Below are 25845 nucleotides of genomic sequence, written 5' to 3' on the forward strand. Positions count from 1 at the left end.
CGGTGGCAGGAAGCGGCCACGCACGGCAACCGCTCGTTCTAGGACTCGATCAAACAACGGCGCAGAAATCTTAGTGTTCCTTGTTTAGGGGATTGTTAGCGGGATTGTCCGCAGGATCAGTCGCAGCACTCGTGGCCGAAGCCGTACCGGTGGCCGAAGCGGTGCCGGTGTCCGCTGAGGAAACCACAGCGGCAGTCTCGGAAACCACGGGGGAGGCCCCGGCGTCGTGCCTGGGAATAGCCAGGGGATCGCGGCCCATGATCACAAGCTGACGCACGCTCCACACAAAGAGGACAACGAGCAAAAGGTTCCGCAAGGTCAGCACGCCGGCCATGATGGCGTTGTTGTGCGCAAGGGCGTTGTAGAAGAGCGGGTAGACCACAAAGGTCAGCATGGCCACGGCAATGAGCATGGCGGCCGGGACCCGCCATGCCTTCCACTGATGGGTCAGGCCGACGGCGACAGCGGGGGCCAGCCACACCATGAACTGGGGTGAGCCCACCTTGTTGAACACAATGAAAGCGGTGACGAGGGCGAGCGAACCGAACAGGAGCAGGGCGGTGCGGTCGGCGCCACCATTGCGCTTTCCAGTGTGCAGGGCCCAGAAGATGAGGGCCGCGACCAGCAGTGCTGCGACGATCAGCAGCGGCTGCATGAGGAAGCTCATGACATCGGATCCGGGGCCATCGACTTGCATGGAGTTGATGTCCTGGTTCATGTACATGCGCGCCCCGCCTATGCCGAGCACGCTCATCCAGAGCCACGGGGTAGTGAAGGCGGCTTCGAGTTGCATGCCGCGGTCGCCCTGTTCGAGCAGGAAGTTCAACAGCAGCGGAAGTGCGTTCATGGCCATGGCCAGCGCCACCACAAATGCGGTGACCAACATGCCAGCCAGCACCACTTGGATGCGTTGTTTCACAACCGTGAAAAGCGCCAAGATGATGGCGGCCGGCCACACCTTGGTCCAGGTGGCCACACTGAGGATGAACGAGGTCAGGAACGGGCTGGCGACGCCGAAGCACAAGGCAATGAGCACCACCGGAGCCGTGAGTCCGTCAACGCGGGCAAAGCCGAGCCAAGCCATCAGTGTGGTGAAGGAGATCCACCAAAGCGCTGCCGGAATGGCCTTGTGGTTGCGGCCCCAGCTGGTGAGTTTGCCCACGGCCAAGGCGTTCAGGCCGGCGATCATCAGAACCCAAATAAACAGGAACGGACCGAGACCGAAGATGTAGGCCACGGCCATGGGCACCAAGGCCAGAATCGGGTAGACCCAGGGGCTGGGACCATCCACGCGGGAGCCATCAAAGTCCACATAAGCCCACAGGCGGTAGAAGCTGGTGTCGCTAAACGCTTCCCCATGGAGGGACAAAAGGCCCGCCAAGGTGAGGAAGACCAAGTGGATGGCAGCAAAGAAAGTCCACATGCCACGAGGGGTCTTGAGCCAAGACTGGGCCCGTGGGGGCAGCACAGCATCCCGGCATTGGGTGAGGGTGGCAAAGAATTTGTCCGTGGACATGGTCCGGTCCTTCTCAAGTGTGGGGGCGCCTGGGCCGGGCCCGGGGCGGTGCAGATGCTGCGTGTTGCATGGCGTCTTTCCAGCGGTCTGCCCTGCTGGAGTGGGTAGAATGCCAAGAACGGTGTCCGCGGCTGCTTATATATTAGCGCAGGCGCCTTGTGTTGCCCGGGTGTTGCCCTTGTGTTGCTCGGGTCTCGCCCGGTGTTGCCCGGGTCGGTCCGCTTCGCCGCAGGCCAGCCATTGCCGCCATGATCGGCGGAACAAGTTCAGGAGTTAGTTGTTGACCAGCACGCGCAGTGTCCATCCGGAGGTGAACGCCAAGGTGTCTAAAAGGCTGCCGTTCCGCCTAGGAACAGCTGATTCGGCCGTGTGGCAGGGTTTTGCCGGTTCCCTGATGCTGCTGTTGGGCTCACTGGGAGTGGGCTGGTTGGCCAGCAGTTCGGTGCTGATCCGGAACCCGTTGTTCATTCTGGCCCGGACCACGCCTGTGGCCGTTGTCACCACCACCGTGCTGTTGTGTTTAGGTGCAGCGCTGATGCTGAGAGCCTGGTTGCGGCTGCGCCAGCACTTGGCCGGCTGGGATGCGAGCAGTGCTCCTGTCCTGAAGAAGGCACTGATCTTGTGGGTGGCGCCGATGATGCTGGCACTGCCCCTCTTCAGCCGGGATTCTTATGCCTATATTGGCCAGGGCCGACTCATGCAAGAGGGGCTGAACCCGTACACCGACGGGATTTCTGCCCTCAATAACTACTTTTTGCTGGGCCCGGACACGCTCTGGACCGAGGCGCCCACACCGTACGGCCCGCTGTGGCTGTGGCTGGAACACTTCGCGGTCATTTTGCCTGCCAACAGCCCCGAAATTGCGTTGATCCCGTTCCGGATCGCCTGCCTGGCCGGTGTGATCTTGCTGGCCTTCTACGTGCCAAAACTGGCCGCCCGCCACGGCTTCAACCCGCACCGCGCCTTGTGGCTGGTGGTCTTAAACCCAGTGGTGCTGATCAACTTCATTGCCAGCGTCCACAACGATTCACTCATGCTCGGACTGGTCGTGGCGGGCCTTTACTACGCCTCCGCGAAGCGCCCTGTGCTGGGCATTTTGCTGGTCACCGCATCCATCGCTATCAAGCCGATCACGTTGATTGCGCTGCCGTTTGTTGGCTTGCTCTGGGCTGGTTCGCAGGCCGGCTGGGTGCGAAAATTTGCTCTATGGGCGGCCACCTTGGGCATCTCGACGGCCGTGATGGCGATCATGGGAGCCATCAACGGATTGGGCTTTGGCTGGTTGGCTGCCCTGCAGACGCCCGGCACAGTATGGATTTGGTACGCACCTGTGGGGCTTTTCTCCAACGCCGTGGGTTTCGTGGTCACGCTCCTAGGAGGAGCCGGGGCTGTGGTGACCGACGTCATTCAGAACATTGGACAGGTGGCCTCGATTCTGATCGTCATGGCCTTAGCCTTCCTACCGGTCAGGGCGCGGATACGACCCCTTTCCGGAAAGTACGACGCCGGCACTCCTGTTCTGGACGAAGCGCAGCTTTACAGCCTGGCCGTCATGCGACGAATGGCGTGGGCTTTTGCCGCTGTCGTGCTCATGGCATCCATGATCCAGCCTTGGTACATGCTGTGGCTGCTGGCCTTCTTTGCGGTGACCGGGATTGAAGAAGGCTGGCAGACACGTACGGTGCTGTACTTGACGGCCTTCTTCACCGTGATCGCTTTGACCGACCAGCTGAGCGTCTTTCCCTGGATTCCGGTGGTGATGGTGCGGGCTGTGGCCATTGCGGTGGGCCTCGCCGGGGTGCTGTACATCATGTATGGCGACAAGAAGACACGGGTGTTGTTTATCCGCCAGCGTGAGCATCAAGATGCCAAGGGTGCTGCGCCACTGAGGTCCTAGGTCTTTAACTGGATATTGCCATAGGGATCTAACGGCTCAAAGCTGCTTGAGCGCCTCGCGGCGGGACAGCGGGCTGAGCTGCTCTTCATGAACGGCTACATAGTGGCGCACCCAGACCGGATCGGTCCGTGCGTGCTGACGCAGTGCCCAGCCAATAGCCTTGCGGATGAAGAACTCGCGGTCTGCAAGATTGGGAGCGATCACCTCACTCAGCAGTTGAGTATCGGTAGATGATTTTGCCGCCAGCTGGGAAATGATGGCGGCCCTGCGGAACCAGAAATTGGGATGCGTACTCCATTCCCGAAGCACCTCTTCCATCGCTGTCCGGTCCCGTTGTAATAGTCCGCATAGGCGAGGCACCACAGAATCCACATAGTCCCACCACTGGCCCGTCCTGATCACGACGGCGTAAAACGGCAGGAGCGTTGGTTCGCCTCGGCCCAGCTTGGAATCGGTGAGCATGATAGCGGCATAGCGTTCCTCGCGGTAGCTAGCCTCATCCCAAAGGTGGCTGACGGTGGCGAGGAGCTCGGCCACGCTGCTGAAAGGGTGTTCCTTGGCGAGCGCCCGCACCGTTTTGCGCACGGCGGGGGAGGGCACGCCCTTGAAGGGCATGGTCGATTTCATATAGCGGGCCATGCCGGCCGCTTTTTCGTGGATGGCCACGGTGTCAAGAGCGGGGCCCAAAGCGTTCAGGAATGCTGCGTTCGGGCTTGCCTGCTCGGGGGAGGAAATAACGGTTGTCATCTCCCCAGCGTAACTGTGACAGGGCTACCCTGAGAGGGTGATGGTGGATCGCGCGAAGATGCCCCAAGGAACACTTGTTGCTGCGCTGCGACATGCCGGTTGTGTCTTTGCCGAGGAGGAAGCGACCATCCTGCTGGAGCAAGCACGCTCTCAGGAGGAACTCGTCGCCATGCTGGCCCGCCGGATAGAAGGACAGCCACTGGAACACATTGTGGGCTGGGCCCAATTCCATGGTCAGCGTATTCAGGTGGGGCCAGGAGTTTTTGTTCCTCGACGGCGGAGTGAGTTTCTGGTGGAGCGAGCGCTCGCCGTACTTTTTGCTGATGATCTTTTTGACGGTGACGGTGACGGTGACGGTGCTCGAGCCGCCGTTGGCGGGCCTGCTGTATCCAGCACCCCAGCATCCACGAGTGAGTCCCACCGGGCAGTGGTCCTTGACTTGTGTTGCGGCAGCGGCGCCATTGGGGCGGCACTGGCTCAAGCGTTGGAACAGCGAAGGAGTGCAGGGCATACAGCCTACTCGGGGAATCTAGGGTGCCATCTGCATGCGGCGGATATTGACCCGGCAGCCGTGGCCTGCGCCTCCGAAAACATTGCCGACGTCCTTGGCGCGGCCTACTGTGGCGACTTGTTCGCAGCGCTCCCGGAATCGCTGCGCGGCAGGATCGATATGATCGTGGCCAACGCGCCCTATGTGCCTTCCGAAGCCATCGAGTTCATGCCTGCCGAGGCCCGAATCTACGAACCGGATGCAGCGCTAAACGGCGGAGTCGACGGGTTAGAGATGCACCGCAGGATCGCGGAGGAAGCACCACAATGGCTTGCTCCAGGTGGCGTGCTGCTTCTGGAAAGCAGCGAGCGGCAGGCAGCTACGACGGCCAGCATTCTTGCATCGCAGGGATTCTCAACCAGTATCGCCAGTAACAAGGGGCTGCAGGGGACAGTGGTTACGGGACGCAGGAAACTCACTCTTTCATAGCGGGCGCTGATGCGGGAAACTTGGGGGAGAGCCCGAACGCTATTGCCGGGCCCGGACGGAGTGGGGGCGCCATGAAACCTCGATTTGGATACGGCCCGGTGATAGTAGGGCTGCTACCGGAACAAGATCCTGCAGTGCTGAATCAGGCCGCCGCCTTGGCAGGGGCTCTCGGTGCTGAATTGATTGGTGCCTATGTTGATCCGGGCAGCTACCTGATTGAGTGGGACCCCAGCGGAAATGTCAGGGGCCAGTCTCTGGAAAGGGCGCTTGATCCGGACGACGAAGCCGCCAGTGCCGTGCGGGAACTGGGGCCGATTCTAGAGGAATTGGCGTTACGATATGGGCTGAAGCACAGCTTTCGTGTCCTGGGCGGGGAACCCAGCCTAGCGCTGGGACGTCTGGCGGATGCTACTGAGGCGGCAGCTATTGTTGTCGGGGCCCGCCGACCGGGGCTGCTGGCTGGCGTCAATGAGGTGCTTACCGGATCAGTGGTCCGCAAGTTGCTGGCCACACAGTCCGTCCCCGTACTGGCCATTCCACGTGTTGATGCGCGCTCTCCACTGCACGGCTGAGGCCGCGGAATGCCCGCGTGACGGATATTCTCGGCGGTGCGAGAATGCCTGTATGCGCACCTTCTTGGAGACTGAACGGCTTCTGCTCCGGCAATTCACCCCCGACGACGCCGATCTGCTGGTGGAACTGGACGGGGATCCGCGCGTGATGTGGTTTATCACCGGAGGCGCCCCCACGCCCCGGCCGGAGATAGAAGGCGAGGTCCTCCCGGCGTTTCTCGACTACTACCAGCGCCTTCCCGGCTACGGGTTCTGGGCCGCGCTCGAGAAGACGACCGGAAAATTCCTTGGCTGGTTCCACTTCCGGCCAGCCCCCGGTGATCCACAGGACCAACCGGAACTGGGCTACCGGCTCCGTCACGCGGCCTGGGGAAAAGGGTACGCGACGGAAGGAAGTCGAGCACTGATCGCCAAGGGGTACACCGAATTCGGGGTGCAACGGGTTGTCGCCTCCACCATGGCAGTCAACACAGCCTCGCGACGGGTGCTGGAGAATTCCGGAATGCGCCTCGTGCGGACCTTCGTCGCCGACTGGCCGGTATCGATTCCGGGCGATGAGCACGGCGACGTCGAGTACGCGATCACCCGAGATGAATGGGAGGCTGACTGTTCCCGCCCGAGCCCCCAACGGCCGCCGGCACCGGCCGATTCCACATAGGGCATCGCTGGATTGCCGGTCCGCCACGTGGCGGTCTGCCGGGTAGGGGTATTCCCGTGGACAGCAGGGGCTGGCCCGTCACCGTGCGCGGGGAAGTTCCAGAGGTTCCCGGCTTGTTCATTGTTGGACTGCCATTCCAGTTCGGGTTGACGTCCACTCTGTTGGGCGGTGTGGGGCGGGACGCCGCTCATATTGCCGGGCGCATAGCAGTGCGGGACGGTCAGCGTTCAGCAGCCACCACGGCAGCCAGATGAGCCAGACCCTTTTCAAAGTCACCGCCCACCAGCTTGTCCATATTCATGAACAAGGCAAACACCCGCCCAAAGCCTTTGTTTTCACCCGTCATGGTCCAGACGACGGTGGTTCCGTGACCGTCGGGGGCAAAGGTGAACGTGGTGGGGTTGACCGCTTTCATGGGCTTGGTAAATTCCAGCCGAATCGCAATCCGGGAGGGCTGCACCGCTTCAACAATCTCCATGGTGCCGGCGCCTGCTTTGCCGTTGCCCTTCCACGCATATTTGGCTCCCACGCCCTCCACAGGACCGGAATACGTCCGTTGCATGGACGGGTCTATTGCCTCCCACGGCGACCAATTGCGCCACCCTCTGAATCCGATGACGTGCGGGTAGATGTCTGCTGCCGGGGCGGGGATGAAGGCGCTGCGGGAAACACTAAAAGTGGACATGGGGACAGCCTATGCCTCAGCACGCACCAAGTCTTCAAGGAGCCGCACAATTTCGTTCGGCGCCGACAAGGCATTGAGCTAAGGTCGCAAGCTCGGCGGCCCGGGCAGCATGCCGCGGATCGGCCATGATCGCGGCAATGGCGCGGGCAAGTCGGGCCACCGTGGGCGTGCCGGTGCGCAAATCGATGCCAGCCCCGGAATAGGCCACCCGGGCTGCAATCTCCGGCTTGTCAATGTCCCGTCCGGTAACGATCAGCGGGACGCCGTGAGAGAGGGCGGCCAGCACCCCGCCCCAGCCGCCGTTGGTGATCATGAGGGAAACGTGCGGGAGCAGAGCTTCATAGGGAATCAAGTCCGTTACATGGGCGTTGCCGGCCAACGGCAGGCCCACATCGGTATGGCCCGCCCTGCCCGTGACGGCCACAGCCTGCACGTCCAGGGGGCCAGGGCGGCCAAGGCTGGCCGGATCAGCTCGGCTGGGCCAACGTTTAGCGTCCCCTGGGTGATGTGGACCAGCGGCCGCGGGGCAGTCAGCACCGCGTCCCACCACGGCGGTGGGTCCCAGTTCTCCACGGTGGTCTTGTGCACTATCTCCACATAACGGATGTGCGCCGGGCACTCCGGCCGGGGATAATCCATTTCCGGAGTGCCAAGGACACAGATCGGTGCCGGTGAGAACCAGGCCGTGTCGAGCCGGATGCGTGAGGGCGGCAGGCCGGCGTCGTGCCTGGTTTGGTTGTAGGAACTGTGGAGCGGGCGGGTCAACAGCGTGTAGGGACCGCGGGCCTTTGCTCCCCGCTGAGGCCGGAAAGGTGGCGGCTAGGTTGAATTCGTCAAAGTCGAGGGCGTGCTCCCACCCCAGCCAGATAGCCACTGCGGGGTGCACCCCGTCCTGATACGCCTTGCCCGTATAGACCCGGACCTCGTGCCCGGCTCGCACGAGGGCGGCGACTATCGGCAGCACCGAGGCGAGGTGCCCGGCAAAAGGGCATGACTGCCACCATGACGCGCATGGGCTTGGTTCCGGCTGGCTTCTGAAGGGCCGGGCCGGCTACTCGTCGGGCCCCTCGGCCGCTGCCTGCGAGTGCATCCGGATCTCCGGCAGGTCCAGTCCGTCCCTGCCTTCGGCCGCCGTTTCGCTGTGTTCGCGGGGGTTGCCCGCCTCGCGCTCGGCCGGTGTTGTCTGTGGGGCGACGGGGATTGTTGAGTTGTTCATGATGCGTGCCTTCCCTCGTGCCGGGCGGCAACTGGGCGCCGCGCGGCCTCACCTTCATTGTGATCCCTTCCCGCAGGTTTGTCATGAGGTTCAGCGGCGGCGGGCAAGCGGCGCAAGGTCCCATTCGTCGTCGGACATTTTCAGGACCGCGGCGGCGACCAGCAGTGAGCACAGGGTGGTCAGGCCCCATCCGAGGGTCAGGTCCAGCAGCCGGCTGGGGATGACGACGGCGGCGATGAAGTGCACGGGCTGGGAGGCTATGAGCGCGATCCAGACCCAAGGCTTCACCACTTTTGCCTTGCCCAGGGCCACCGCCAGGATGATCATGCCCGCGAGGTGGCCGAACAGCCAGAAGATGCCGGCGGCGGCGTTGACGGGGTCGTCAATGATCAGCGCATTGATGTGCACAATGGCTGCCGCGTCAAAGCCGTTGTTGCCCAGCAGGTTTGTCAGATAGTCGGTGCTGGCGGTGTTGGTGGTGCCCACCCAGGACACGAACAATAGGCCTGACCCCAGCGTTGCCAGGACGGGGGCGCTGCGGCGGGCAACGAATCCCATGGCCAGGGCGCCCAACAGCAGCGCCGGCATCAGGAGCAACCCCATCCAGTTCAGCACGGCCATGGCGCCGGGGCTGGCCAAAACGTTGTCCACGATGGTCTCCGGTGACTGGTCCGTCCAGTACGGCATGATGCCCCGCCCGATCGTGACGCCCAGCGGGCCCAGCGGGATCAGCACCGCGGCGCCGATGCGCCAGAACCGGCGCAGGTCCCGGACCGGCGGTACAGCAGTCTGGGTGGTGTTCAATGCTTGAGTGCGGCTCATGGCGGGCTCCTGCCAATCGTGGGTGCCGGCCACTTTGACCGGTGCCTTAAGCGTGGTCCGGCGGGCGGCAGTGCAGTAGGTGGCTGGCACCGGACAATGTCTCCGTGGCAGTACTGAAGACGGCGGGACGGGTGCGGGAATACACTGAAATATGCGGCGGCTGCGGGCTGAACCAGTGGGCATCGTGGTGGTTTCCCTCGGGGTGGCAGCCATGGGATTTTTGCTGCCTGCATTGGCAACGGGCCGGCCGCCGGAACTGTGGCCTGCCCTCTCCGCGGCTGCCGGTCTACCGTCCCTAGTGCTGGGTGTGGTGCTGCTGTGGCTGCGCCCGAACAACCGGACCGGGCTGCTTCTGGCACTCGCCGGGATGGTCGCCCTGCTGCTGGCTGGCATTGACAACTACCTGCAGGCTGCCCAGGTCCTGCAGGCTGCAGGCACCGGCAGCCTTCCCATCAGCGGCATCGCCGTCGCAGCCGTCCAGGGAAGCTGGATGCTGTACTACCTTCCGTGGGCCTGGCTGCTGCTGGTGTTTCCCGGCGGTGCCCCCACCCACCGCATTGACCTGGTCCTGGCGGCAGCCCTGCCGGGCATAGTGCTCCTGTTTGCCGTGCTGGCGGCGCTGGGCCCCGTGGTTTCGCCACTTCCCGGGGTGAGCCGGGATGCGGCACTCGTGCCGGGGGCGGATGTGGCGGCCGTGGCGTTGCTGCCGCTCTTTTTCGCGTCCCTGTTGGCCAGCGTGGTTCGATTTGCCGTCAGGTTCGGCCGCGCACCCGCGGCGCAGAGGGAGCAGATGCGGTGGCTGGCCGCCGCGGGGGTGCTGGTTCCGGCCACCTTGTTGCTGTGTTGGGCCGGTTATCTGCTGGGCGGTTCCTCGGATGTTGTGGTGGTGGGGCTGTGGCTGATCTACCTGCTCCTTCCCGCGCTGGTGGTTGTCGCCGTGCTGCGTGCCGAACTTTTTGACGTTGACCGGGTGCTTGCTGCAGGGCTTGTTGGGACTGGACTCGGTGCCGTCGCACTGGCGGCGCTGGCGGCCATTGGAGGCTGGGCCGGTGCGGCACTGGGGCAGGAATCTACCGCGGCCACGGCAGCTGCCACTGCTGTCATGGTGCTGGTGCTGCTGCCGGTGCACAAGATGCTGGTGCGATGGGTGGACAGGCGGCTTTTCCCCAAACGGTGGCTGATCATGGAGTCTGTTGCCGGCCTTGAGCGAGACGTGTATGCCGGACGGGCCCGCCCCGAAGACCTGGAAGCGAGGCTGCGGGCCGTCCTGTCGGAGCCGCGCTTGGAGATTGGCCATGTGCTCCCTGGCACTGGCGAGGTGGTCAATGCCAGGGGTGGGGCCATGATGCCGGACCCCTCAGCAATGGCCGTTGTGGTGGCGGGCCGGGCCGTGGGATTTTTGGGGCAGGTTCCCGAAGTGGGGTATCTGCGAGCGCCTGACAAGGAGGTCATGGCTGCGCTTGCCAGGCCCATGGAGCTGGTGCGGCTGCGTCTGGAGCTGTCCATGGCCTTGGCCGAGGTCGAAGCCAGCCGGGCCCGGATCCTGGCAGCGGGCTACGTGGAGCGCCAGCGGCTGGAGCGCGACCTGCATGACGGCGCCCAGCAGCGGCTCGTGACCCTAGGCATGTCGCTGCGCCTGGCCCAGCGCCATCTTGGGGCCGGCAATCAGCAATTACGAGGTGTCATGGATGCGGCAGTGGCGGAATTGGGCACGGTGGTGGCGGAGATCCGCCAACTGGCCCACGGGATCCGCCCCGGCAGCTTGGACGCCGGCCTTCCTGCAGCCTTGGAACAGCTGTGCCACACAGCACCCTTCCGCGTAGACCTCGAACTCCGACCGGCCGGGAACCCGGCGGACGTCATTCCAGAGATGGTGGGCACCACCGCGTACTTTGTTGCCAGCGAAGCCGTGGCCAACGCCGCAAAATATGCCGAGGCCAGCAGGATTGCCGTCCGTCTGGAGCACGGCGGGGGCATGATCCGCATCGGTGTGCGCGACAACGGAGGCGGGGGCGCCGTCGCACGCATCGGCGGGGGACTGGCAGGACTGATGGACAGGGTGGCGGCGCAGGGCGGCAGCCTGCGGGTGGTCAGCCCGGCTGGCCGCGGCACACTGGTGGAGGCGCAACTGCCATGCGTTTAGTCATTGCCGAGGATTCGGCGCTTTTCCGGGACGGACTCGCCCGGCTGTTGGCGGACGCGGGCCACGACATTGTCGCTGCCGTGCCCGACGCCGTCGCCGCCCTTGCTGCCATCCGCGCCCATGCCCCGGACCTGGCCATCCTCGACATCCGGATGCCGCCGGACTGCTCCGACGACGGCGCCCGTCTGGCGGTCACCGCTCGGGTTGAGTTCCCACACATGGGCCTTGTGCTGTTGTCCCAACACGTCCAGGCGCGCCTGTCGGCAGAACTGGTGGGGGCGGGGAGCTTCGCTTACCTGCTCAAGGACAGGGTCCTTGACATTGATGAGTTCCTTGACGTCCTGGAACGAGTCCGCGCCGGCGGCTCCGCACTCGACCCGGAAGTGGTTGCCCGGCTGCTGGGCGCCCGCCGGGCAGACAGCAGGCTGGCCCAGCTCACGCCTCGGGAACACCAGGTGATTGCCCTCATGGCGGAAGGCCTCACCAACACGGGGATAGCGCACAGGATGTGGCTGACGCCGCGAACCGTTGAAACCCACGTCGGCAACATCCTGGCCAAGTTGGAACTGCCGCTGGGTGCCGACGACCACCGCCGCGTCCTTGCCGTCATCGCTTACCTGGACACCCATGGTGCCGACCACGCCTGAGCGTGGCAGGCTGGCTACATAGGACAGACTGCCTGCATGGGACAGACTGGAAACATGGAGAACATCTTGGACAGCACGGTGGGCCGCTGGCGTAGGGAGTTGCGCGGGACGTTCAGCAACAATTCGCCCACCGTCCCGCAGTGGGAGCTTGACCTGGAAAAGGGCGACGACGGAGGGTACTTTGGGCCCGGATCGGCGGCCTGGGCGGTGCACGGCTCCATGACGACGCTCGTGGCCGGGATCCAGTCGCTGCTCATCCAGGCGCTGCACCCGGGTGCGCTCGCAGGGGTCCATGACCATTCCAACTACCGTGCTGACCCGCTGGGGCGGCTGGCCGGGACCATCCGCTGGATCTTCACCGTCAGTTACGGCGACACCGCCGCTGCCCGGGCGGCCTCGGAGAAGGTGCTGCGCATCCACGAATACATCCGCGGGAGCTACACCACCAACGCCGGTGCGGAGCGCCCCTACACTGCCAATGATCCGGACCTGCTGCGCTGGGTCCACCTTGCCTTCACCCAGGCATTCCTGGGCACGCACCAGGCCTACGGCTCATCCATCCCGGGCGGGGCCGACGCCTATGTTGCCGACTGGGCCGTGGCCGGGGCGCTCATGCGCGTGGAGCACCCGCCCACCACGGTGGCCGAACTGAAGGCACAGCTGGCCGCCTTCCTCCCCGAGCTGCGCCACGACGAGCGCGTGGCCGAAACCATCGCCTTCATCAAGGACCCGCCGCTGCCGCGCTCGCAGCAGGCCGGGTACAAGGTGCTCTTCTCCGCCGCGGTGGCGTCCCTGCCACCGGACTACCGGGAACTGCTCCGGCTTGCGGCGCCGTCCCTTGGCCCGGTGCCGCTGCCGGTGACGGTGCCCACGAAAGCCGTGCTCGGCGTCGTGCGCTGGAGTTTGGGATCTCCGGGACCCAGTGAGGCCGCGGCCCGTGCGCGCCGGATGCGGCTGGGAGTGGAGGCGGCTCCCAGCAAGCGCGGCTAGGATATTCACGGCGCCTTTTGCCGACTCTCTGTCACCAACTAGCCAAGGACTGCACCCAGCCCATGACACCCCGCACTTTTTACCGCGCATTGTCCATCGCCGAGGCCGTCACCTGGACGCTGCTGATTGCCGGAATGATCATGAAGTACGCGCTGAAGGTGGGGGACTGGCCCGTCACGGTGGGCGGTTTTGCGCACGGCTTGGTGTTCATCGCCTACGTGACCACGGCCGTTTTGGTGGGGCTGAACCAGCGCTGGCGCCCCCGGCTGATCGTGGGTGCGGCGCTGACAGCGTTTGTCCCGTACCTGACCATCCCCTTTGACAGGCGGCTGGAAAAGCAGGGCAGGCTCGACGGCGGCTGGCGCACCTCCGCGACCAGTCACCCGGGCGACGGTCACTGGATCCAGGTGGTGCTGCGCTGGATGCTGAACCGCCCGGTGCTGTTGAGCGTGCTGTTTGTGGTGTTTGTTGGCGGGATCATGGCCACCATGATGTTCGTTGGCCCTCCCGGCGGCCGCGCGTAACTTTTCTTTAGTCGGTTTCGGCCGGGTTCTGGCGGAACCCCACGAGCCGTGCCTGCAGGTCCCAATAGGGGGTGGCCGGCGGCAGTGGCGAACCGTCGCGCAGCGCATTGACAGCTTCGACGGCGGCGTCCACTGCCCGGCGGTACGGCAGGGATCCGGAGCTGATGCGCCGGACACCCAACGCTCCGAGCTCGGCCACCGTGAGTGTGGGGTGCGCCAACACATTCACCGGCAGGCTGGTTCCGGCGGTGACGGCCCGGATGTCTTCCGGACGGGCGAGTCCGGGTACGAAAATCCCGTCTGCCCCGGCCACTTCGTAGTGGCGGGCGCGGGACAGGACCTGGTCAACCGTGGCCTGTTCGGAGACCCAGAAGTTGTCCACGCGCGCATTGATGAAGATGCCCGGGTTGCGGTGTTTCACGGTGCTGATCTTGGCGGCGGCGGCAGCCGGATCCACCAGGTGCCCGTCGGTGCTGTCTTCCAGGTTGATCCCGGAAACACCCAAGGATGCCAGCTCGGCAACAAGGTCAGCGACGTCGGCCGGGTCATCGGAGTATCCGTCCTCAATGTCGGCGGTGACGTGGACGTCCATGTGGCTCAGTTGGGCAACCAGGGTGAGGGTGGCCAGCCTGCTGGAGCGGCCGCCGTCGGGCATTCCTGCGCTGGCGGCAATGCCGAAACTGGTCGTGCCCACCGCCGGGTAGCCCGCAGCTGCGAAGGCCAGGGCGGAGCCCACGTCCCAGGCATTGGGCAGCACCAGCGGGGCAGTGCCGTGATGAAGTTCCCGAAACGTGGCCATGATCATTCCTGTCTTATTCGTTGGCGGCGTAGGGGTTCACTGTCCTGCCGGCGAACGGCGTGAACCACTGTGAAAAGTCGAGGTTGACGATCCTGAGCTGGGCGTAGTCCGGGTTGCTGCTGATCCCGTCCATGGCGGGGTCGTACAGGAATTCGTGATCCAGATCCTCAAAGAGGGAATCTTCCAGGGAACCGCGCCAGTCCTCGGGCAGCTCCAGAGACGGGAGCAGCTCTGGCAGAATTTCCACGCCGTCCAGGACCAGCCGGAGCGCAAGCTCCTGCGCCACACAGCTCGGCGCGGTGAAGGAGGAAGCGAAGGCGGTGCCCAAATCGAGTGCCACGGCCAGGAACCTTTGTGCGAACAGTGGCCCGTAACTGGCACTGTGCAAGGGAGGCAGGCTGCTCAGTTGCATGGTCTCATCGATGGCGTCGGGTGCCTCGCGGAGCACTGAAATGTCGTCAAAGAGTTCATCGATCAACGACTCGTAGGCCCAGTGGATGGCACCACGGAGCATCGTGGCCCCATACAGTGAATTGGCGCGGGCATCGGGATCGCCCTCGTCCGCGTCATACCCCAGCCGTTCCAGATTCAGGCCCGGCAGCTTGTCGGCATCGGCAAAAATTTTCTCCAGCCAGTCTTCCTCACTGTCCAGCCCCTCGCCGGACGCCAGGGCATCCGTCCCGGCATCCTCCTGGTCCTCAGTGTCGTTGTCCGCAGCAAAGTCCTCCGCGCCCAAGTCGTCGCCGGCATCGCCTTCCGGACCCTCCACCCACATGGTGGCGCCCACCGCCATGACACCCGGAATGCCGCCGACCACGTCGGAGGGCTCCACCAGCATCATGAGTGCGGCGTCGGGTGCTTCACCGGCTTGCTCCAACATGGCGGCCTGTGTTTCCGGATTGTCGCCGGCGTTCTCTTTCGCCCATGAGCGGGCATGGTCCTGTACCGCCCCGGCGTCGGTGAATTCGAGGTCCAGTTCAAGGTGCAGCCGTGCTGTGCGGGTTGTCTCCATGCACGAAATCCTATCCCGCAACCGTGCCGTCGCCGCCCAGCCCGCCACCCTGTCAGCCGGACCGTCGCGGCTTCCCGCTGGCGGGGCGGGTGGCCAGGCGGGACAGGTCCATGCGGTTGGTGGCCCCGGTTTTGCGCAGCATGTTTGAGATATGTGAGCTGACGGTCTTCTCGCTGACAACCAGGGACCGGGCAATCTCGCCATAGGTGCGCCCGGCGACCACATGGTCAAGAATCTCTCGTTCCCGGGGCGTCAATCCGGGCAGCACTTCGTAAAGAGACCGCACAGCATCCTCCGGATGACTCGTGTCGATGCGGGCGCTGGCGGCCAGTTTCTCGAGCTGGTCCTTGAGTGGAAGGGCCTGCAGCCCTTCGGCCAGCTCAAGCCCGCGGCGCAGCCACAGGGCGGCAGCTGTGCGCTGGGTGTGGCTACGCAGCAGCATGGATTCCGCGGCCTGCCAGCAGCAATAGGCTTCCTCCCAGAGGAACGAGACCGAGTGGAAGGCGTCGGCGGCCGCGGCCCACTGGACGGCGTTGCCGGGCTCTGCCCTCGCACGTCCGACTTCCGCAGCGTACAAGTGGTTGAAAGCGGCCAGCTGCGCCCGGTACAGGGGTGAGTTGTAGCCCTCGTCGGAAACGACCTGTGGGAACCGCGTCTTCAGGTCCTCGAGCAGGGCAAACAGCTCCGCGGTGGGATTCCCGGCGTCCTGGGCCAGCCCGATCCTGTCGGCGAGGGCCCGGGCGGCCAACGGGATCAACCACTCACACATGGTTGGCGGCGCGCCGTCTGTGCAGGCCCCTTTCATGGCTGCCGCATAGGCGGCAGCCTGGTTCCCTCCGGCAAGGAGTACCTCGGCACGGACGGCGTCAAAACTCAGGTTCAGGAATGCCACGTTGGCGGCGTACAGTTCTTCCGCGCGGGCCAGGTGCGCCTCCGCCTCATCCTGTCTGCCTTGCCAGGCTGCGAGCCTGGCCGCCACGAGGCGGGTATCGACGTCGGCCATGACCCCGGGGTCGCTGCCCAGTGCAAGGCGGAGCGCTGTGGCGCAGTCACGCCAGCGCCCAACAGCCAAATAGCTGCCGGCCTCGTTGGCGGCCAGTTTGGCGACATAGGTGTGCGGGGCGCCAAGATCGAGAAGTTGCTGACGCCCGGTGCGCATGAGCTCGGCAAACGCCACGCTTGACCAGCAGTCTGTGGCGTTGGCCAGCCACATGGTGGCATGGACGAAGGCCCAGAAGTCGCGGGCCTGCACAGCTGCCTGCAGGCCCCCCGCCGCAAAATCGATGGCTTCCGGGGCCCGGTCCGCAAAAACCGCGGCCATGGCGTTCGCCGTCAATGCGTAGCTCAATGCGCGCTGATTCCCGGCGGCCGCGGCTATGGCGAGCGCCTGCCCGGCGCAGGCTGCAGCCTCGGGATCGTCATGCCACAGACCGGAATGGGCGAACTCGGCAAGCGCCAGCCCGTGCTGCCAACTGTCGGGCTCGACGGCAGCCAGCAGCACTGCCCTGCGTGCATCCTCCACGGGGAGAAAGGCCTTGCCTGTTGAAAAGCGCAGGAGGCTGCGGCGCACCAAAAGTTCAGCCTCGGCCAAAGGCCCGGAACCGCCGTCGGGCAGGGCAAGAAGAGCCTCCACCGCTTCAAGTTCCTCCTCCAGAGAGCCGGTTTCTTCGGCCGCGGAGCGCAGCCGTGACCACAGATCAGCAAAACTCTCCTGCGCTTCTGGAACGCTGCTACGCAAGTCGAGGGCGCGGCGGAGAAGGCGCAGCATTTCAGCCGCTCCGCCAACTTTTCCGGCGGCAGCCGAGGCGCGCAACGCCGCATAGAACGCGTCTTCGGCGTGGCCTGCTGCGTAGTGGTGGTCGGCCAAGGCTGCCAGCGACTGGAAGTTCGGATGTGCCAGCCCGGCCAGCTGGTCCTCGTAGTGTTGGGCAAACGCCGCATGCCAGCGCCGGCGCTGATCACCATCCAGTTCCTGCAGGAGAGCTTCGGCAATCATTGGATGGTGAAACCACCAAAGGGTGGCGTCGGGGCCGCAATCCAAGATGCCAGCCGCGGCGCTTTCGTGCAGGAGCTTCAACGCTCCGCCGGACAGCATTGCAGCAGGGTCCACGGCAGGCATCAGGGCCGCCAGATCCTGTGCCCCGATGGGGCGCCCGCCCACAGCAATGAGCTGGGTCAGCGTCTGGGCACCGGGGGACAGTGCCACCCACGAACGCAGCACAGCGACCTTCAAGTCTGCAGGCAGTGCGCTGGGCAGATGGCGTGAGCCGGTGCGCACATCGGCAACAACCAACCGGTTGAGATACGCGTTTCCGCCCGTGTGGTTGAAGACGTCCTGGACCAGGCTTTGGTGCGGGGCGCCACCCATCAGGCCCGCCAACTGGAACCCGGTGTTGAGCCGGTCCAGGGGGCCCAGCGCCATCCAATCCACGCGCGGCAGGCGGCGGATGTCAGCGAGCCAGCGCAGCAAACGGTTCCCCACACCAGACTCGCCGCTCCGTAGGGTGGCAATGAGGGCCAGGCGCCTGTCGGGTGGGCCGGCGATCAGGTACATCAGCACATCCAGGGTGCTGAGGTCCGCCCAGTGGAGGTCGTCGATGACAAGCACCACGGGACGGAGGGGACACAGCTGATCCAGCCACGCGTCAATGATGACGGGGGCGTCCGGGTGGGCCTGGCTGGAAATGATGTCCGTGGGGTGTTCCACTCCGTCAACCTGCGGCGCGTTCCGGAATGCAGCCCGCAGCGCCAGGAAGGGCACCGTCATGGAGGCCAGGGGCAAGGCGGCACCTGAGAAGATCCACGGTGCCGAGCCGGCGGCGCGGCAGGCTCGTTGCACCAGGGCGGTCTTGCCCACGCCGGCGTCACCGGAGATGACAAGGCTTCCGGCAGATCCGGCGGCCGCAGCGTCGAGAAACGTCTTGAGGGCAGCCTGTTCCCTCGCCCGCCCGACGAGCCCGGCCCCGGCTGTTCCCACGATTCCCTCCACGCCTCATTTTCCCACGAAGCACGCCCTGGTGTCCGGAAAATCTGAGGATAGAAATGGGCTTTCTCAGGGGTCTCCCCGGATGCAGGGCGAGCACTCCGCGGGGCACTGTTGAAGTACGAGAAATACCCCGCCAAGGAGGCAGCATCATGAACAAATCGCATCAGGGGCGCCGATGGGCCGGAGCAGCCGTTGCAGCACTACTGCTCGCCACCGCCATGGCGGCACCGGCCTCGGCCCGGCTGGATCCAGACGGCACCCCGCTCAACAACACGCAGCAGGTGTTCTCGCAATGTCCGCTACAACGGATTGACCAGCAGCTTGTCCACTGCGACAGTCTCACAGGGGGCGGAGTGCCTGCCCCGTCCTGGGTGCCGGAGCAATAGCAAGCAACCCCGTGGAAATCTTCGGATACCGCGGCACCTTCGGTCACGCACGGCATCAGCAGATCTGATGTGCTCAGGTCCGCTGGTGCCGTGCGTTTTGTGGAAGCCGAGCCGATGGTGATGCCAGAAGAGCTCAAAATCTGGAGCCGAGGGAGAGATTTCTGGCCGGCGGTGACAATAAAAATGAAATATTGGGGATTATTTCAATTCAGACTGGATTTATGCGGAGATTCTGTTGTAGTTTATCTAGTAGTCCCCGACGAGTTGTCCGGGATGTCCGCGTGCAACTGAAGGGAGGTCATGATGTTTACAAATATCAAGTCCGGAATTATCGGATCTCATCATGCCTTTACTGGCACGCCCGACAACCGCTGGCACATCTAACCACTGTCACAGCGTAGGGCCGCCACCGCAAGGCGTTCGGCCAGTGCCGCATTTATGCAGCAAGCTTCGGACCGATGATCCAGGTCATTCACCGCAACCACAGCCAGTAATTCTCTGCACCTCACATGCGTTGTGAGGGCTGAAACTGCTGCTTCTGCGGGAACCCATAATGTCCCGGTCCGATAAATTCGTACAAAACAAATCGCGCATTTTTGTACTCTTATGATGCCATTTTTCGTTTATTCAATAAAAGAAAAGAAGGCTTTATTTGTCGCGCCCCAATATGTCCACTTATTCACATCCAGCGTCGAAAGGAGGTGCCATCATGAACCCCAAGCCCACGAAGTCTTCCATCAAGAGGATCTTCTTTACGCCCGTGGATCAACAAAAGTTCAACCAGCTTCGCGAACGTCAGTATCGCGAGATCGTTCGAGTTGACCTCTTCAATATCCGGTAGTCTCCGCTGCTCCTGAAGCGGTGCCGGAGCCGGCGACGGCACCCCACTGAAAGGAGGCTCCGAAATGACCATTACGCATTTCGATCACCTCATCGTCCGCCTAGGCGCCCCTTGCCCTGGCGCAGGGCATCGTGCCCCTGCTGGACACCGTGAACAGCCCGTGCTGATATGCACGGGCTGTTTCGTTTAAGGGTCGCGCTGGAACTCAAGGAGCAAAGCGAGCATTTCGCCGTCGTAATGCGGTCAACCCCGCTACCTGATAGTTGAAGCTACAAGTAAAGGGTGTATCTTTAAGCTATTAGGCACAGTGCTGTAGCTGGCCACTACCCAAGGAGTTTGAATGAACACCACCCTGCGCGATGTGCGATCACCCGGCTGGAACACCACCGATACTCCTGAGGCGATGGTCCTTTTCCTGCATGGTTTCGGTTCCAATGAGCGCGATCTCACGCAGTTGGCACCGGCCCTGGGGCTGGAGCTGCCGTGGGCTTCCCTGCGGGCACCGCTGGAGGTGGGCAATGGGGGAGCGGCGTGGTTCTCCATTACCACCCCCGGAAATCCCGACGCCGCCCCGGTAGAAGTAGCCACTGAAGCGATTTGGGCCTGGATTGATGAAAACGTGAACTCGGAAACTCGCATTGTTCCCATCGGTTTCTCGCAAGGCGGGCTCATGGCCAGCCAGCTGTTGCGTACCCGGCCGCAGCGTGTGGTGGCGCCGGTGGTGTTGGGCGGATTTGTTTTGGGTGCCGCGCAGCCGGGGGACAGTCAGCTGATTGAACAACGCCCGGCACTGTTCTGGGGGCGTGGAGCCGAGGACCGGGTTATCGCACCGATTGCCATCACGCGCAGTAGCGAGTATTTGCCGCAGCACACCTCGCTGACCGAGCACGTTTATCCGGGGCTGGCGCATGGGATCAACGCGGCCGAACTCAGTGATGTCCGCGACTTCCTCACCCTTGAAGTCGGTGCCCATGGGGTGGTCTCGGCATGAGTGGCACCAAGCCGTTTGAGATCGGCATCTTCACTTTTGGTGAGCTGACCCGCGATGCCCATGGCCAACCCATCGACGCTATGACACGCACGCGCGACATCCTTGAGTGGGCCCGCGTAGCAGATGAGGCCGGGCTGGATGTATTCGGAGTGGGCGAGCACCACCGTGAAGACTTTGCAGTCTCCTCACCCGCTGTGGTGTTGGCGGCTGCCGCCGCGCAAACCAAGAACATCCGCCTCACCAGCACCGTCACGGTGCTCTCCAGCTCTGACCCCGTTCGTGTCTTTGAAGACTTTGCAACACTGGACCTCATCAGTGGCGGACGTGCGGAGATCACCGCGGGCCGGGGCGCCTATGTGGAATCCTTCCCGCTGTTCGGCCAGAAGTTGGAGCGGTATGACGAATATTTTGAGGACCGGCTCGATCTGCTGCTGCGCATTCGCGAGGAAAACCCCATCACATGGAATGGCACCACGCGTGCGCCGCTGACGGACGCCGGCGTCTGGCCGCGGCCGGTGCAGGCTCAACTGCCCATCTGGGCTGCTGTCGGCGGTACGCCCTCTTCTGTCGAGCGAGCTGGCCGGCTGGGCATGCCGTTGTATCTGGCAATCTTGGGTGCCCCTGAACGATTTGGGGCGCTGGCGCAGTTGTATCGACGTGCGGCACAAGAGGCTGGCAGGGAGCCGGGGCAGATCGGTGTCACCTCGCACTTCTACGTTGAGGAAACGTCCCAAGGCGCCAAGGACACGTTCTTCCCGCACTATTCCTCCTACATTGAGCAAAACATGCCACGCGCTGGCAGGATGGACCGGGCCAGTTTTGACGCTTGGTCCGGATCTCGCGGCGCACTCTTCGCGGGAAGTCCGACCGAAATTGTGGACAAGATCCTGTGGGAGCATGAGGTCTTAGGTCACACACGTTTCCTCGCTCAGGTGGGATTGGGTGGTTTGTCGCAAACTGCAACCCTGCGTTCCATTGAACTCTTGGCCACCGAAGTCCTGCCCGCCGTGCGAGCCGCGCTGAAACAATAAGGTTCTGGCCCGTCATAACCGCACCATGGCGCCTACGCTGGTGAGGCAGTCAATAGCGGAAGACACAAACGGTGGTGGAGGAGTGAGCCATGGACGTGCTCGAATTCCGTGACGGCCGCGCATGGCATTCCTGGTTGCAAACCCAGCACGCGCAACACAGTGAAGCGTGGTTGCGCATAGCCAAGCGTCATGCAGCACTGGAGCTCATCTCTATTGTTGACGCGGGCGACGTGGGACTTTGCTTTGGCTGGATTGATGGCCAGCGAAAGTCCTACGACGAGCTGTCCTTTGTGCAGCGTTACTCGCCCCGGCGGGCGGGCAGTCCGTGGTCGCAGGGCAACGTGGCTCGGGTTGAATCGCTCCTGGCGGCTGGCCGCATGCCCCCGGCGGGCTTGGCGGAAATGGAGCAGGCCACAGCAGATGGCCGGTGGAGCGGGGCCTATGCCCCGCAGCGAACTGCTCAGCCGCCCGCCCAATTGCTCGCGAACCTGGCCCTGAACCCAACTGCGCTCTCCGCTTTCGAGGAGCTGCCACGCTCGGAGCGGTACCTGCTGATGCTGCCGCTGCTGCAGGCCTATACGCCCAAGAGTAAGGAGCGCGCCCTTGCCCGCATCATGTCCACTCTCTCGCCCCTGATATGTGAAGTCCGACGGCGTTCGCCTCACCTGCGCGGCTAGGTCCCCGCTGGCAAAAGGTGATTCGGGAGCCTGTTTCCGGGCACCCGGCCACGGATTTCAAGGAGGTCCTTGGCGTGGGCGTGCAGCCGTTTGTCCTCCTCAGACACGGGGACCCACGGCGGCACCGGAACCGAATTCCCCGCGTGATCACGAGTCACCATGACGGTCAGGCAGGAGGTGGTCAGGTTCATCTCACGGTCCTTAGGATCCCCGGAGCGGACGTGGACGGCGATGTGCATGCCCTTGTTTCCCGTGTAAACCAGCCGGGCCTCGACCTCCACCACGTGGCCGATCAGCAAAGGCCGGTAGAAGCGAATGCCGCCGGAAAACACGGCCACGGTGTCCGTGCCGCAATACCGGCTTGAGCACAGGTAGGCGGCCTCATCGATCCACTTCATGACGATTCCGCCGTGAACCTTGCCGCCCCAGTTCACATCCGTGGGGGCTGCGAGGAAGCGTAGGACCACGCGTTCGGCCGTTCCCGCGTCGGTGTATTCCTGGACCTTCATGGATTCCACAATTTCTTCCCGGACGCTAACGCGGTCCAGGGCGTCATCGCGGTGATGGATATCCTGGGCTGTGACCGGCTCAAACGGTGTCACGGGGATGGGCTTGCCGTCCTCGCCCACGGCCACAAAGATGACGATGCACTGGCTGCGCATGGTGGGGGTTCCGCCACGTGGATCGCCTGAGGAGACCACGGTTTTGATGTGCATTGAGGAACGTCCGGTGTACACAACGGTGGCCTCAACTTCCACCATGTCGCCGCTGTTGACGGGATCCGCAAAGTGGATATTACCCACATAAGCTGTCACACAGTAGGACTTGGCCCAGCCCACAGCGGTGGCGTAGGCAGCCTTATCAACCCACTCCAGGACGGTGCCGGCGTCCACGGATCCGCTGTGGCCAACGTCGGTGGGGGCAGCAAGGAAACGAAGGGTAACGGAATTTGCGGGGGACTCATTCATAGGACGACTCTATTGAACGGTTCAAGTGGTCTCGAGATGGCCTGTCTCATAGGCTTGTTCGCTCGTCATAATGCCGTGCTGTCGGAACCATCTCGATAGAGCCTAGGCCACCGGCCTCGGCCGAGATGAGCGTTGCTTTTTGCGAGCAAGAGGCGTCATGCCTGCCGTAGTCTTCGAAGAGTCCAAGACATTTCCGGCCCTCCGGGATGTGGAAAAACCTGTTCCAGACCCCCATCACTTCGGTGCCTGGAGCACGGTATTTTCCAGCTACCCGGCTTCGCCTCAAACTAGTGTTAACACGGGGCGGCTTGGCCTTGTTATGCTCGGCGAGTGATTATCCGAGCGATCGATCTCGTGGATGTCTTCGTGTACCTGGTGGTGCTCGGGGCTTTCACCCAGCTGTTCCCGCAGGTCATTTCCGAATCATTCCTGCTGGCGCTCCTGACAGCAATCCTGCTCAAGGTCGTCCTCGATTTAGTGTTGTGGGTCAAGAAGAACATCGTTGGGCGGATCAAGACCACTAAGAGTGCAAGTGTTCGAGTCATTAATGTTGCGGCCCTGCTGTTGGTGCTCCCGGGTAGCAAGTTTGTGGTTCTGGAACTGGTTGCCTTGGTTTTCGGTGATGCCGTTCAGCTTGGGGGCTTCTTCCAAGTGACCGCTCTGATCATCGTCCTCATGCTTGCCCGTGGCGGGATGAGACGTTTGTGCCCTAGCGCTGTTGCCTAGCCTGTGACAGGCCGGGAACGCGCTATCAAGTTGCGAGCCAAAAGGGCAACGAATACTGCTAAACAGAGGATTGCGCCGATCGCCAGCGTCGCAGTAATACCCGTGTGAGTGGGGTGTAGATCAGGGGCCATATTCGCTGCGAGTACCGCCCCGGCCACCGCGGTGCCAAAGGAACTTCCCACTGTGCGCAGTACTTGATTGAAACTTACAGAGCTGCCAAGCTCTTCAGCGGCCACGCTGCGGGCGATCAACGCCGGCATGGCGGCATAGCTGGCGCCCATGCCCAGGCCCAAGACCAACATCCCAATGAGGATCTGCCACAGTTCAGTGTGGGCAAACCAGAGCAGCATTCCGGCGACCGTCATGGCAGCTGTGCCGATGGGTAACAGCGTCGCCAGATGAATTCGATGTGAGAAGCGACGTACCAATCGGTTCGCGCTAAAGCTTCCCACCGAGAGCGGGAACATGACGAAGCCAGCCCAGAAAACCGGCATCGCAAGGCCATAACCGGTAATGGCGGGGGCTTGTGCGATGAGGCTTGAAATTGACAGGCCAATGTACATTGCCGCGCCCAGCCCCACTGCGGTGCAGTTAGCCAGCATCACCTCGCCGTTTTTTAGCACGTGGAGGTTGATCAACGGATAGTCACTGCGTAGTTCAAGTCGAGCCCACGCGGTCAGGGTGATTGCCGCGAGAATGAATGCGCCAAGGGTCCACGGAGAAACCCATCCCCAATTGGGGCCTTCACCAATACCCAGCAGAAGGGCGCCCAAACCTAAACCGAGGAGGGCTGCTCCGGTGAAATCGAAGGGAGTACTTGTGGCTTGAGTATCAGTCCCTTCTGGCATAACGCGGTGGACAACGATGATGGCCGTGACCACAAACAAAGCGGCAAACCAGAACGCGATCCTAAAGTCGAAGAGTCCAGCGATGATGCCGGTCAGGGGATAGCCGATTCCGATTCCAGTGGATACCGTCACCGACAAACTAGAGATGGCAGCCTGCGCTGACTTGGCCGGAACGTAGCGCCGGGCCAGCGCAATGGTCACCGGAACGATCCCGTAGGTCAGGCCTTGCAGTGCCCGCCCGATTAGAAAGATGGTGAAGTTTGCTGCCGTCGCCGCGATGAGGGATCCGATGAGGATGATGAGCAAGGACACCAGCAGCAGCCGCTTCTTGTGTGGACCGTCGCTGAGCCGGCCCATGACCGGCGTCGCAATGGCGCCAACCAAGAGATTGACAGTCAGCATCCACTGCGCCGTGCTGACTGAGACATCCATCTCGCGGGAGATGGTGGGCACCAGCAACATGCCCAGCGAACTCACGATCGCCGTCGAAAGTGCAGCGTAGATGAGAGCCGGAACTAGGCGGGAACGCGCGTTAGTCAACGGCCGGCTCCGCGCCAAGCTTCTTCAAGATCGGGATCACTGTTTCGAGCGTCTTCTGCTCCTCGAGCGTCAACTTTTCGGTGATGGCTTGGCCCAGCCAGCCCTCACCCGCCAACGTTTCTTTGCCCAGCCGCTGAGATCCCGCCTCCGTGATTTCGATCCAGGCTCGACGGCGGTCCTCCTCATCTGGGACCCGCACCACAAATGCCAAGCGTTCAAGCTCCCGCGCGGCAAGTGAAATCCCTTGGGGACTGACGCGTATGGCTGTGGCTAATTCCGAGGTTGTCGCTCGCCCATGCAGCGCCAGATGCCGCAGTACCCCAATCTTTCCTGCGGAGATGGTGCGTTCGCTGGTGAGGCGTCGCAGCAGTGGGTGGAGTGCTTCGAAGAAGGCTCGTGTCATGAGTGGGTCGGTCATGAGACGATCCTACAAGCTACTTGATCAAGTTGCTTGTCGAATTCCTGGAATGTGTCGAATCAGTCATGATCGACGTCGGTCGTTTCGCGTTGCGCTTCACTGGGGTGGTTGGTGAGATTTCCAGTGGCTTTATGGCCTTTAGTGCGGTGCGAATCCTTGCAGGGGTTAATGAGAAGACTTCAAGTCGTTTCAAAAGTGCCCATCCCTGCACTGGCTCAACATGCTT

General features: G+C 63.1%; 27 protein-coding genes. 15 read left to right on the plus strand and 12 right to left on the minus strand.

Annotation, left to right across the window (positions count from 1 at the left end; genetic code table 11):
- Window positions 1-70: 70 nt before the first annotated feature.
- Complete coding sequence (locus AB0O97_RS11715) at window positions 71-1516, minus strand: glycosyltransferase 87 family protein (protein ID WP_363882701.1); 1446 nt, start codon at window positions 1514-1516, stop codon at window positions 71-73.
- A gap of 280 nt (window positions 1517-1796) precedes the next feature.
- Between AB0O97_RS11715 and mptB the strand changes: the two genes are divergently transcribed.
- Window positions 1797-3413: a polyprenol phosphomannose-dependent alpha 1,6 mannosyltransferase MptB gene (mptB, locus tag AB0O97_RS11720; RefSeq protein ID WP_363840334.1), complete on the plus strand. Its 1617-nt coding sequence runs from the start codon at window positions 1797-1799 to the stop codon at window positions 3411-3413.
- A 36-nt stretch (window positions 3414-3449) separates the two neighbouring features.
- Here the strand turns inward: mptB and AB0O97_RS11725 are convergent, their stop codons facing one another.
- Complete coding sequence (locus tag AB0O97_RS11725) at window positions 3450-4160, minus strand: DNA alkylation repair protein (protein WP_363882704.1); 711 nt, start codon at window positions 4158-4160, stop codon at window positions 3450-3452.
- 40 nt (window positions 4161-4200) lie between these two features.
- On the opposite strand from AB0O97_RS11725, the gene AB0O97_RS11730 reads away from it, so the two are divergent.
- The 4 genes from AB0O97_RS11730 to AB0O97_RS11745 all read left to right on the plus strand — a co-directional run bounded on the left by AB0O97_RS11730 (window position 4201) and on the right by AB0O97_RS11745 (window position 6623).
- A complete protein-coding gene (locus AB0O97_RS11730; protein WP_363840476.1) occupies window positions 4201-5139 on the plus strand; it encodes a methyltransferase domain-containing protein in 939 nt (312 codons plus the stop codon).
- Between the two features lie 71 nt (window positions 5140-5210).
- Complete coding sequence (locus AB0O97_RS11735) at window positions 5211-5711, plus strand: universal stress protein (protein WP_363840328.1); 501 nt, start codon at window positions 5211-5213, stop codon at window positions 5709-5711.
- A gap of 52 nt (window positions 5712-5763) precedes the next feature.
- On the plus strand, window positions 5764-6369 hold the full coding sequence (locus tag AB0O97_RS11740; RefSeq protein WP_363840325.1) for a GNAT family N-acetyltransferase: 606 nt from the start codon (window positions 5764-5766) through the stop codon (window positions 6367-6369).
- Between the two features lie 56 nt (window positions 6370-6425).
- A complete protein-coding gene (locus tag AB0O97_RS11745) occupies window positions 6426-6623 on the plus strand; it encodes a hypothetical protein (RefSeq protein ID WP_363840323.1) in 198 nt (65 codons plus the stop codon).
- On the opposite strand, the gene AB0O97_RS11750 is transcribed toward AB0O97_RS11745, so the two are convergent.
- From AB0O97_RS11750 to AB0O97_RS11765, 4 genes are all read right to left on the minus strand, one after another.
- Complete coding sequence (locus tag AB0O97_RS11750; protein ID WP_363840320.1) at window positions 6590-7054, minus strand: SRPBCC family protein; 465 nt, start codon at window positions 7052-7054, stop codon at window positions 6590-6592. The genes AB0O97_RS11745 and AB0O97_RS11750 overlap by 34 nt on opposite strands.
- 34 nt (window positions 7055-7088) lie before the next feature.
- Window positions 7089-8018 carry a nucleotide disphospho-sugar-binding domain-containing protein gene (locus AB0O97_RS11755; protein WP_363882706.1) on the minus strand — a complete coding sequence of 310 codons (930 nt, stop codon included), beginning with the start codon at window positions 8016-8018 and terminating at the stop codon, window positions 7089-7091.
- 87 nt (window positions 8019-8105) lie between these two features.
- Window positions 8106-8270, minus strand: coding sequence for a hypothetical protein (locus AB0O97_RS11760; RefSeq protein WP_363882708.1), 165 nt, complete (start codon window positions 8268-8270; stop codon window positions 8106-8108).
- Between the two features lie 90 nt (window positions 8271-8360).
- Window positions 8361-9092: a hypothetical protein gene (locus AB0O97_RS11765; RefSeq protein ID WP_363882711.1), complete on the minus strand. Its 732-nt coding sequence runs from the start codon at window positions 9090-9092 to the stop codon at window positions 8361-8363.
- A gap of 151 nt (window positions 9093-9243) precedes the next feature.
- Between AB0O97_RS11765 and AB0O97_RS11770 the strand changes: the two genes are divergently transcribed.
- The 4 genes from AB0O97_RS11770 to AB0O97_RS11785 all read left to right on the plus strand — a co-directional run bounded on the left by AB0O97_RS11770 (window position 9244) and on the right by AB0O97_RS11785 (window position 13396).
- A complete protein-coding gene (locus AB0O97_RS11770) occupies window positions 9244-11235 on the plus strand; it encodes a histidine kinase (protein ID WP_363882714.1) in 1992 nt (663 codons plus the stop codon).
- The gene (locus AB0O97_RS11775) at window positions 11226-11882 is read left to right on the plus strand and encodes a response regulator transcription factor (protein ID WP_363840306.1); all 657 of its coding nucleotides are present in this window, start codon (window positions 11226-11228) and stop codon (window positions 11880-11882) included. The genes AB0O97_RS11770 and AB0O97_RS11775 overlap by 10 nt, the downstream gene beginning before the upstream one ends.
- Before the next feature lie 36 nt (window positions 11883-11918).
- On the plus strand, window positions 11919-12872 hold the full coding sequence (locus AB0O97_RS11780) for an oxygenase MpaB family protein (protein ID WP_363882717.1): 954 nt from the start codon (window positions 11919-11921) through the stop codon (window positions 12870-12872).
- Between the two features lie 62 nt (window positions 12873-12934).
- Entirely contained in the window at window positions 12935-13396 is a 462-nt protein-coding gene (locus AB0O97_RS11785; RefSeq protein WP_363840300.1) for a DUF3817 domain-containing protein, read from the plus strand.
- A gap of 7 nt (window positions 13397-13403) precedes the next feature.
- On the opposite strand, the gene AB0O97_RS11790 is transcribed toward AB0O97_RS11785, so the two are convergent.
- The 3 genes from AB0O97_RS11790 to AB0O97_RS11800 are packed head-to-tail and all read right to left on the minus strand — an operon-like array spanning window position 13404 to window position 18184.
- Entirely contained in the window at window positions 13404-14195 is a 792-nt protein-coding gene (locus AB0O97_RS11790; protein ID WP_363882718.1) for an isocitrate lyase/phosphoenolpyruvate mutase family protein, read from the minus strand.
- A 13-nt stretch (window positions 14196-14208) separates the two neighbouring features.
- A complete protein-coding gene (locus tag AB0O97_RS11795) occupies window positions 14209-15207 on the minus strand; it encodes a hypothetical protein (protein WP_363882721.1) in 999 nt (332 codons plus the stop codon).
- A 52-nt stretch (window positions 15208-15259) separates the two neighbouring features.
- Window positions 15260-18184 carry an AAA family ATPase gene (locus AB0O97_RS11800; RefSeq protein ID WP_363882724.1) on the minus strand — a complete coding sequence of 975 codons (2925 nt, stop codon included), beginning with the start codon at window positions 18182-18184 and terminating at the stop codon, window positions 15260-15262.
- A 158-nt stretch (window positions 18185-18342) separates the two neighbouring features.
- Here AB0O97_RS11800 and AB0O97_RS11805 point away from each other — a divergent pair, with 158 nt between their 5' ends.
- From AB0O97_RS11805 to AB0O97_RS11825, 5 genes are all read left to right on the plus strand, one after another.
- A complete protein-coding gene (locus tag AB0O97_RS11805) occupies window positions 18343-18579 on the plus strand; it encodes a hypothetical protein (protein WP_363882727.1) in 237 nt (78 codons plus the stop codon).
- 709 nt (window positions 18580-19288) lie between these two features.
- Entirely contained in the window at window positions 19289-19420 is a 132-nt protein-coding gene (locus AB0O97_RS11810) for a hypothetical protein (RefSeq protein ID WP_363840289.1), read from the plus strand.
- Between the two features lie 340 nt (window positions 19421-19760).
- On the plus strand, window positions 19761-20411 hold the full coding sequence (locus AB0O97_RS11815; RefSeq protein WP_363882730.1) for a hypothetical protein: 651 nt from the start codon (window positions 19761-19763) through the stop codon (window positions 20409-20411).
- Window positions 20408-21442, plus strand: coding sequence for an LLM class flavin-dependent oxidoreductase (locus tag AB0O97_RS11820; protein ID WP_363882733.1), 1035 nt, complete (start codon window positions 20408-20410; stop codon window positions 21440-21442). Before AB0O97_RS11815 ends, AB0O97_RS11820 begins: the two co-directional genes overlap by 4 nt.
- 89 nt (window positions 21443-21531) lie before the next feature.
- Window positions 21532-22119, plus strand: a complete 588-nt coding sequence (locus AB0O97_RS11825; RefSeq protein WP_363882736.1) for a YdeI/OmpD-associated family protein — start codon at window positions 21532-21534, stop codon at window positions 22117-22119.
- On the opposite strand, the gene AB0O97_RS11830 is transcribed toward AB0O97_RS11825, so the two are convergent.
- Window positions 22116-23087, minus strand: coding sequence for a hotdog domain-containing protein (locus AB0O97_RS11830; RefSeq protein ID WP_363882739.1), 972 nt, complete (start codon window positions 23085-23087; stop codon window positions 22116-22118). The genes AB0O97_RS11825 and AB0O97_RS11830 overlap by 4 nt on opposite strands.
- A gap of 330 nt (window positions 23088-23417) precedes the next feature.
- Between AB0O97_RS11830 and AB0O97_RS11835 the strand changes: the two genes are divergently transcribed.
- A complete protein-coding gene (locus AB0O97_RS11835; protein ID WP_363840274.1) occupies window positions 23418-23813 on the plus strand; it encodes a hypothetical protein in 396 nt (131 codons plus the stop codon).
- Here the strand turns inward: AB0O97_RS11835 and AB0O97_RS11840 are convergent.
- Both AB0O97_RS11840 and AB0O97_RS11845 read right to left on the minus strand, forming a co-directional pair.
- Entirely contained in the window at window positions 23810-25201 is a 1392-nt protein-coding gene (locus tag AB0O97_RS11840) for an MFS transporter (RefSeq protein ID WP_363882742.1), read from the minus strand. The two genes, AB0O97_RS11835 and AB0O97_RS11840, sit on opposite strands and share 4 nt — an antisense overlap.
- Entirely contained in the window at window positions 25194-25619 is a 426-nt protein-coding gene (locus AB0O97_RS11845; protein WP_363840269.1) for a MarR family transcriptional regulator, read from the minus strand. Before AB0O97_RS11845 ends, AB0O97_RS11840 begins: the two co-directional genes overlap by 8 nt.
- Window positions 25620-25845 lie beyond the last annotated feature (226 nt).

This window comes from Specibacter sp. NPDC078692, from assembly GCF_040686835.1.
Lineage (GTDB): Bacteria > Actinomycetota > Actinomycetes > Actinomycetales > Micrococcaceae > Specibacter.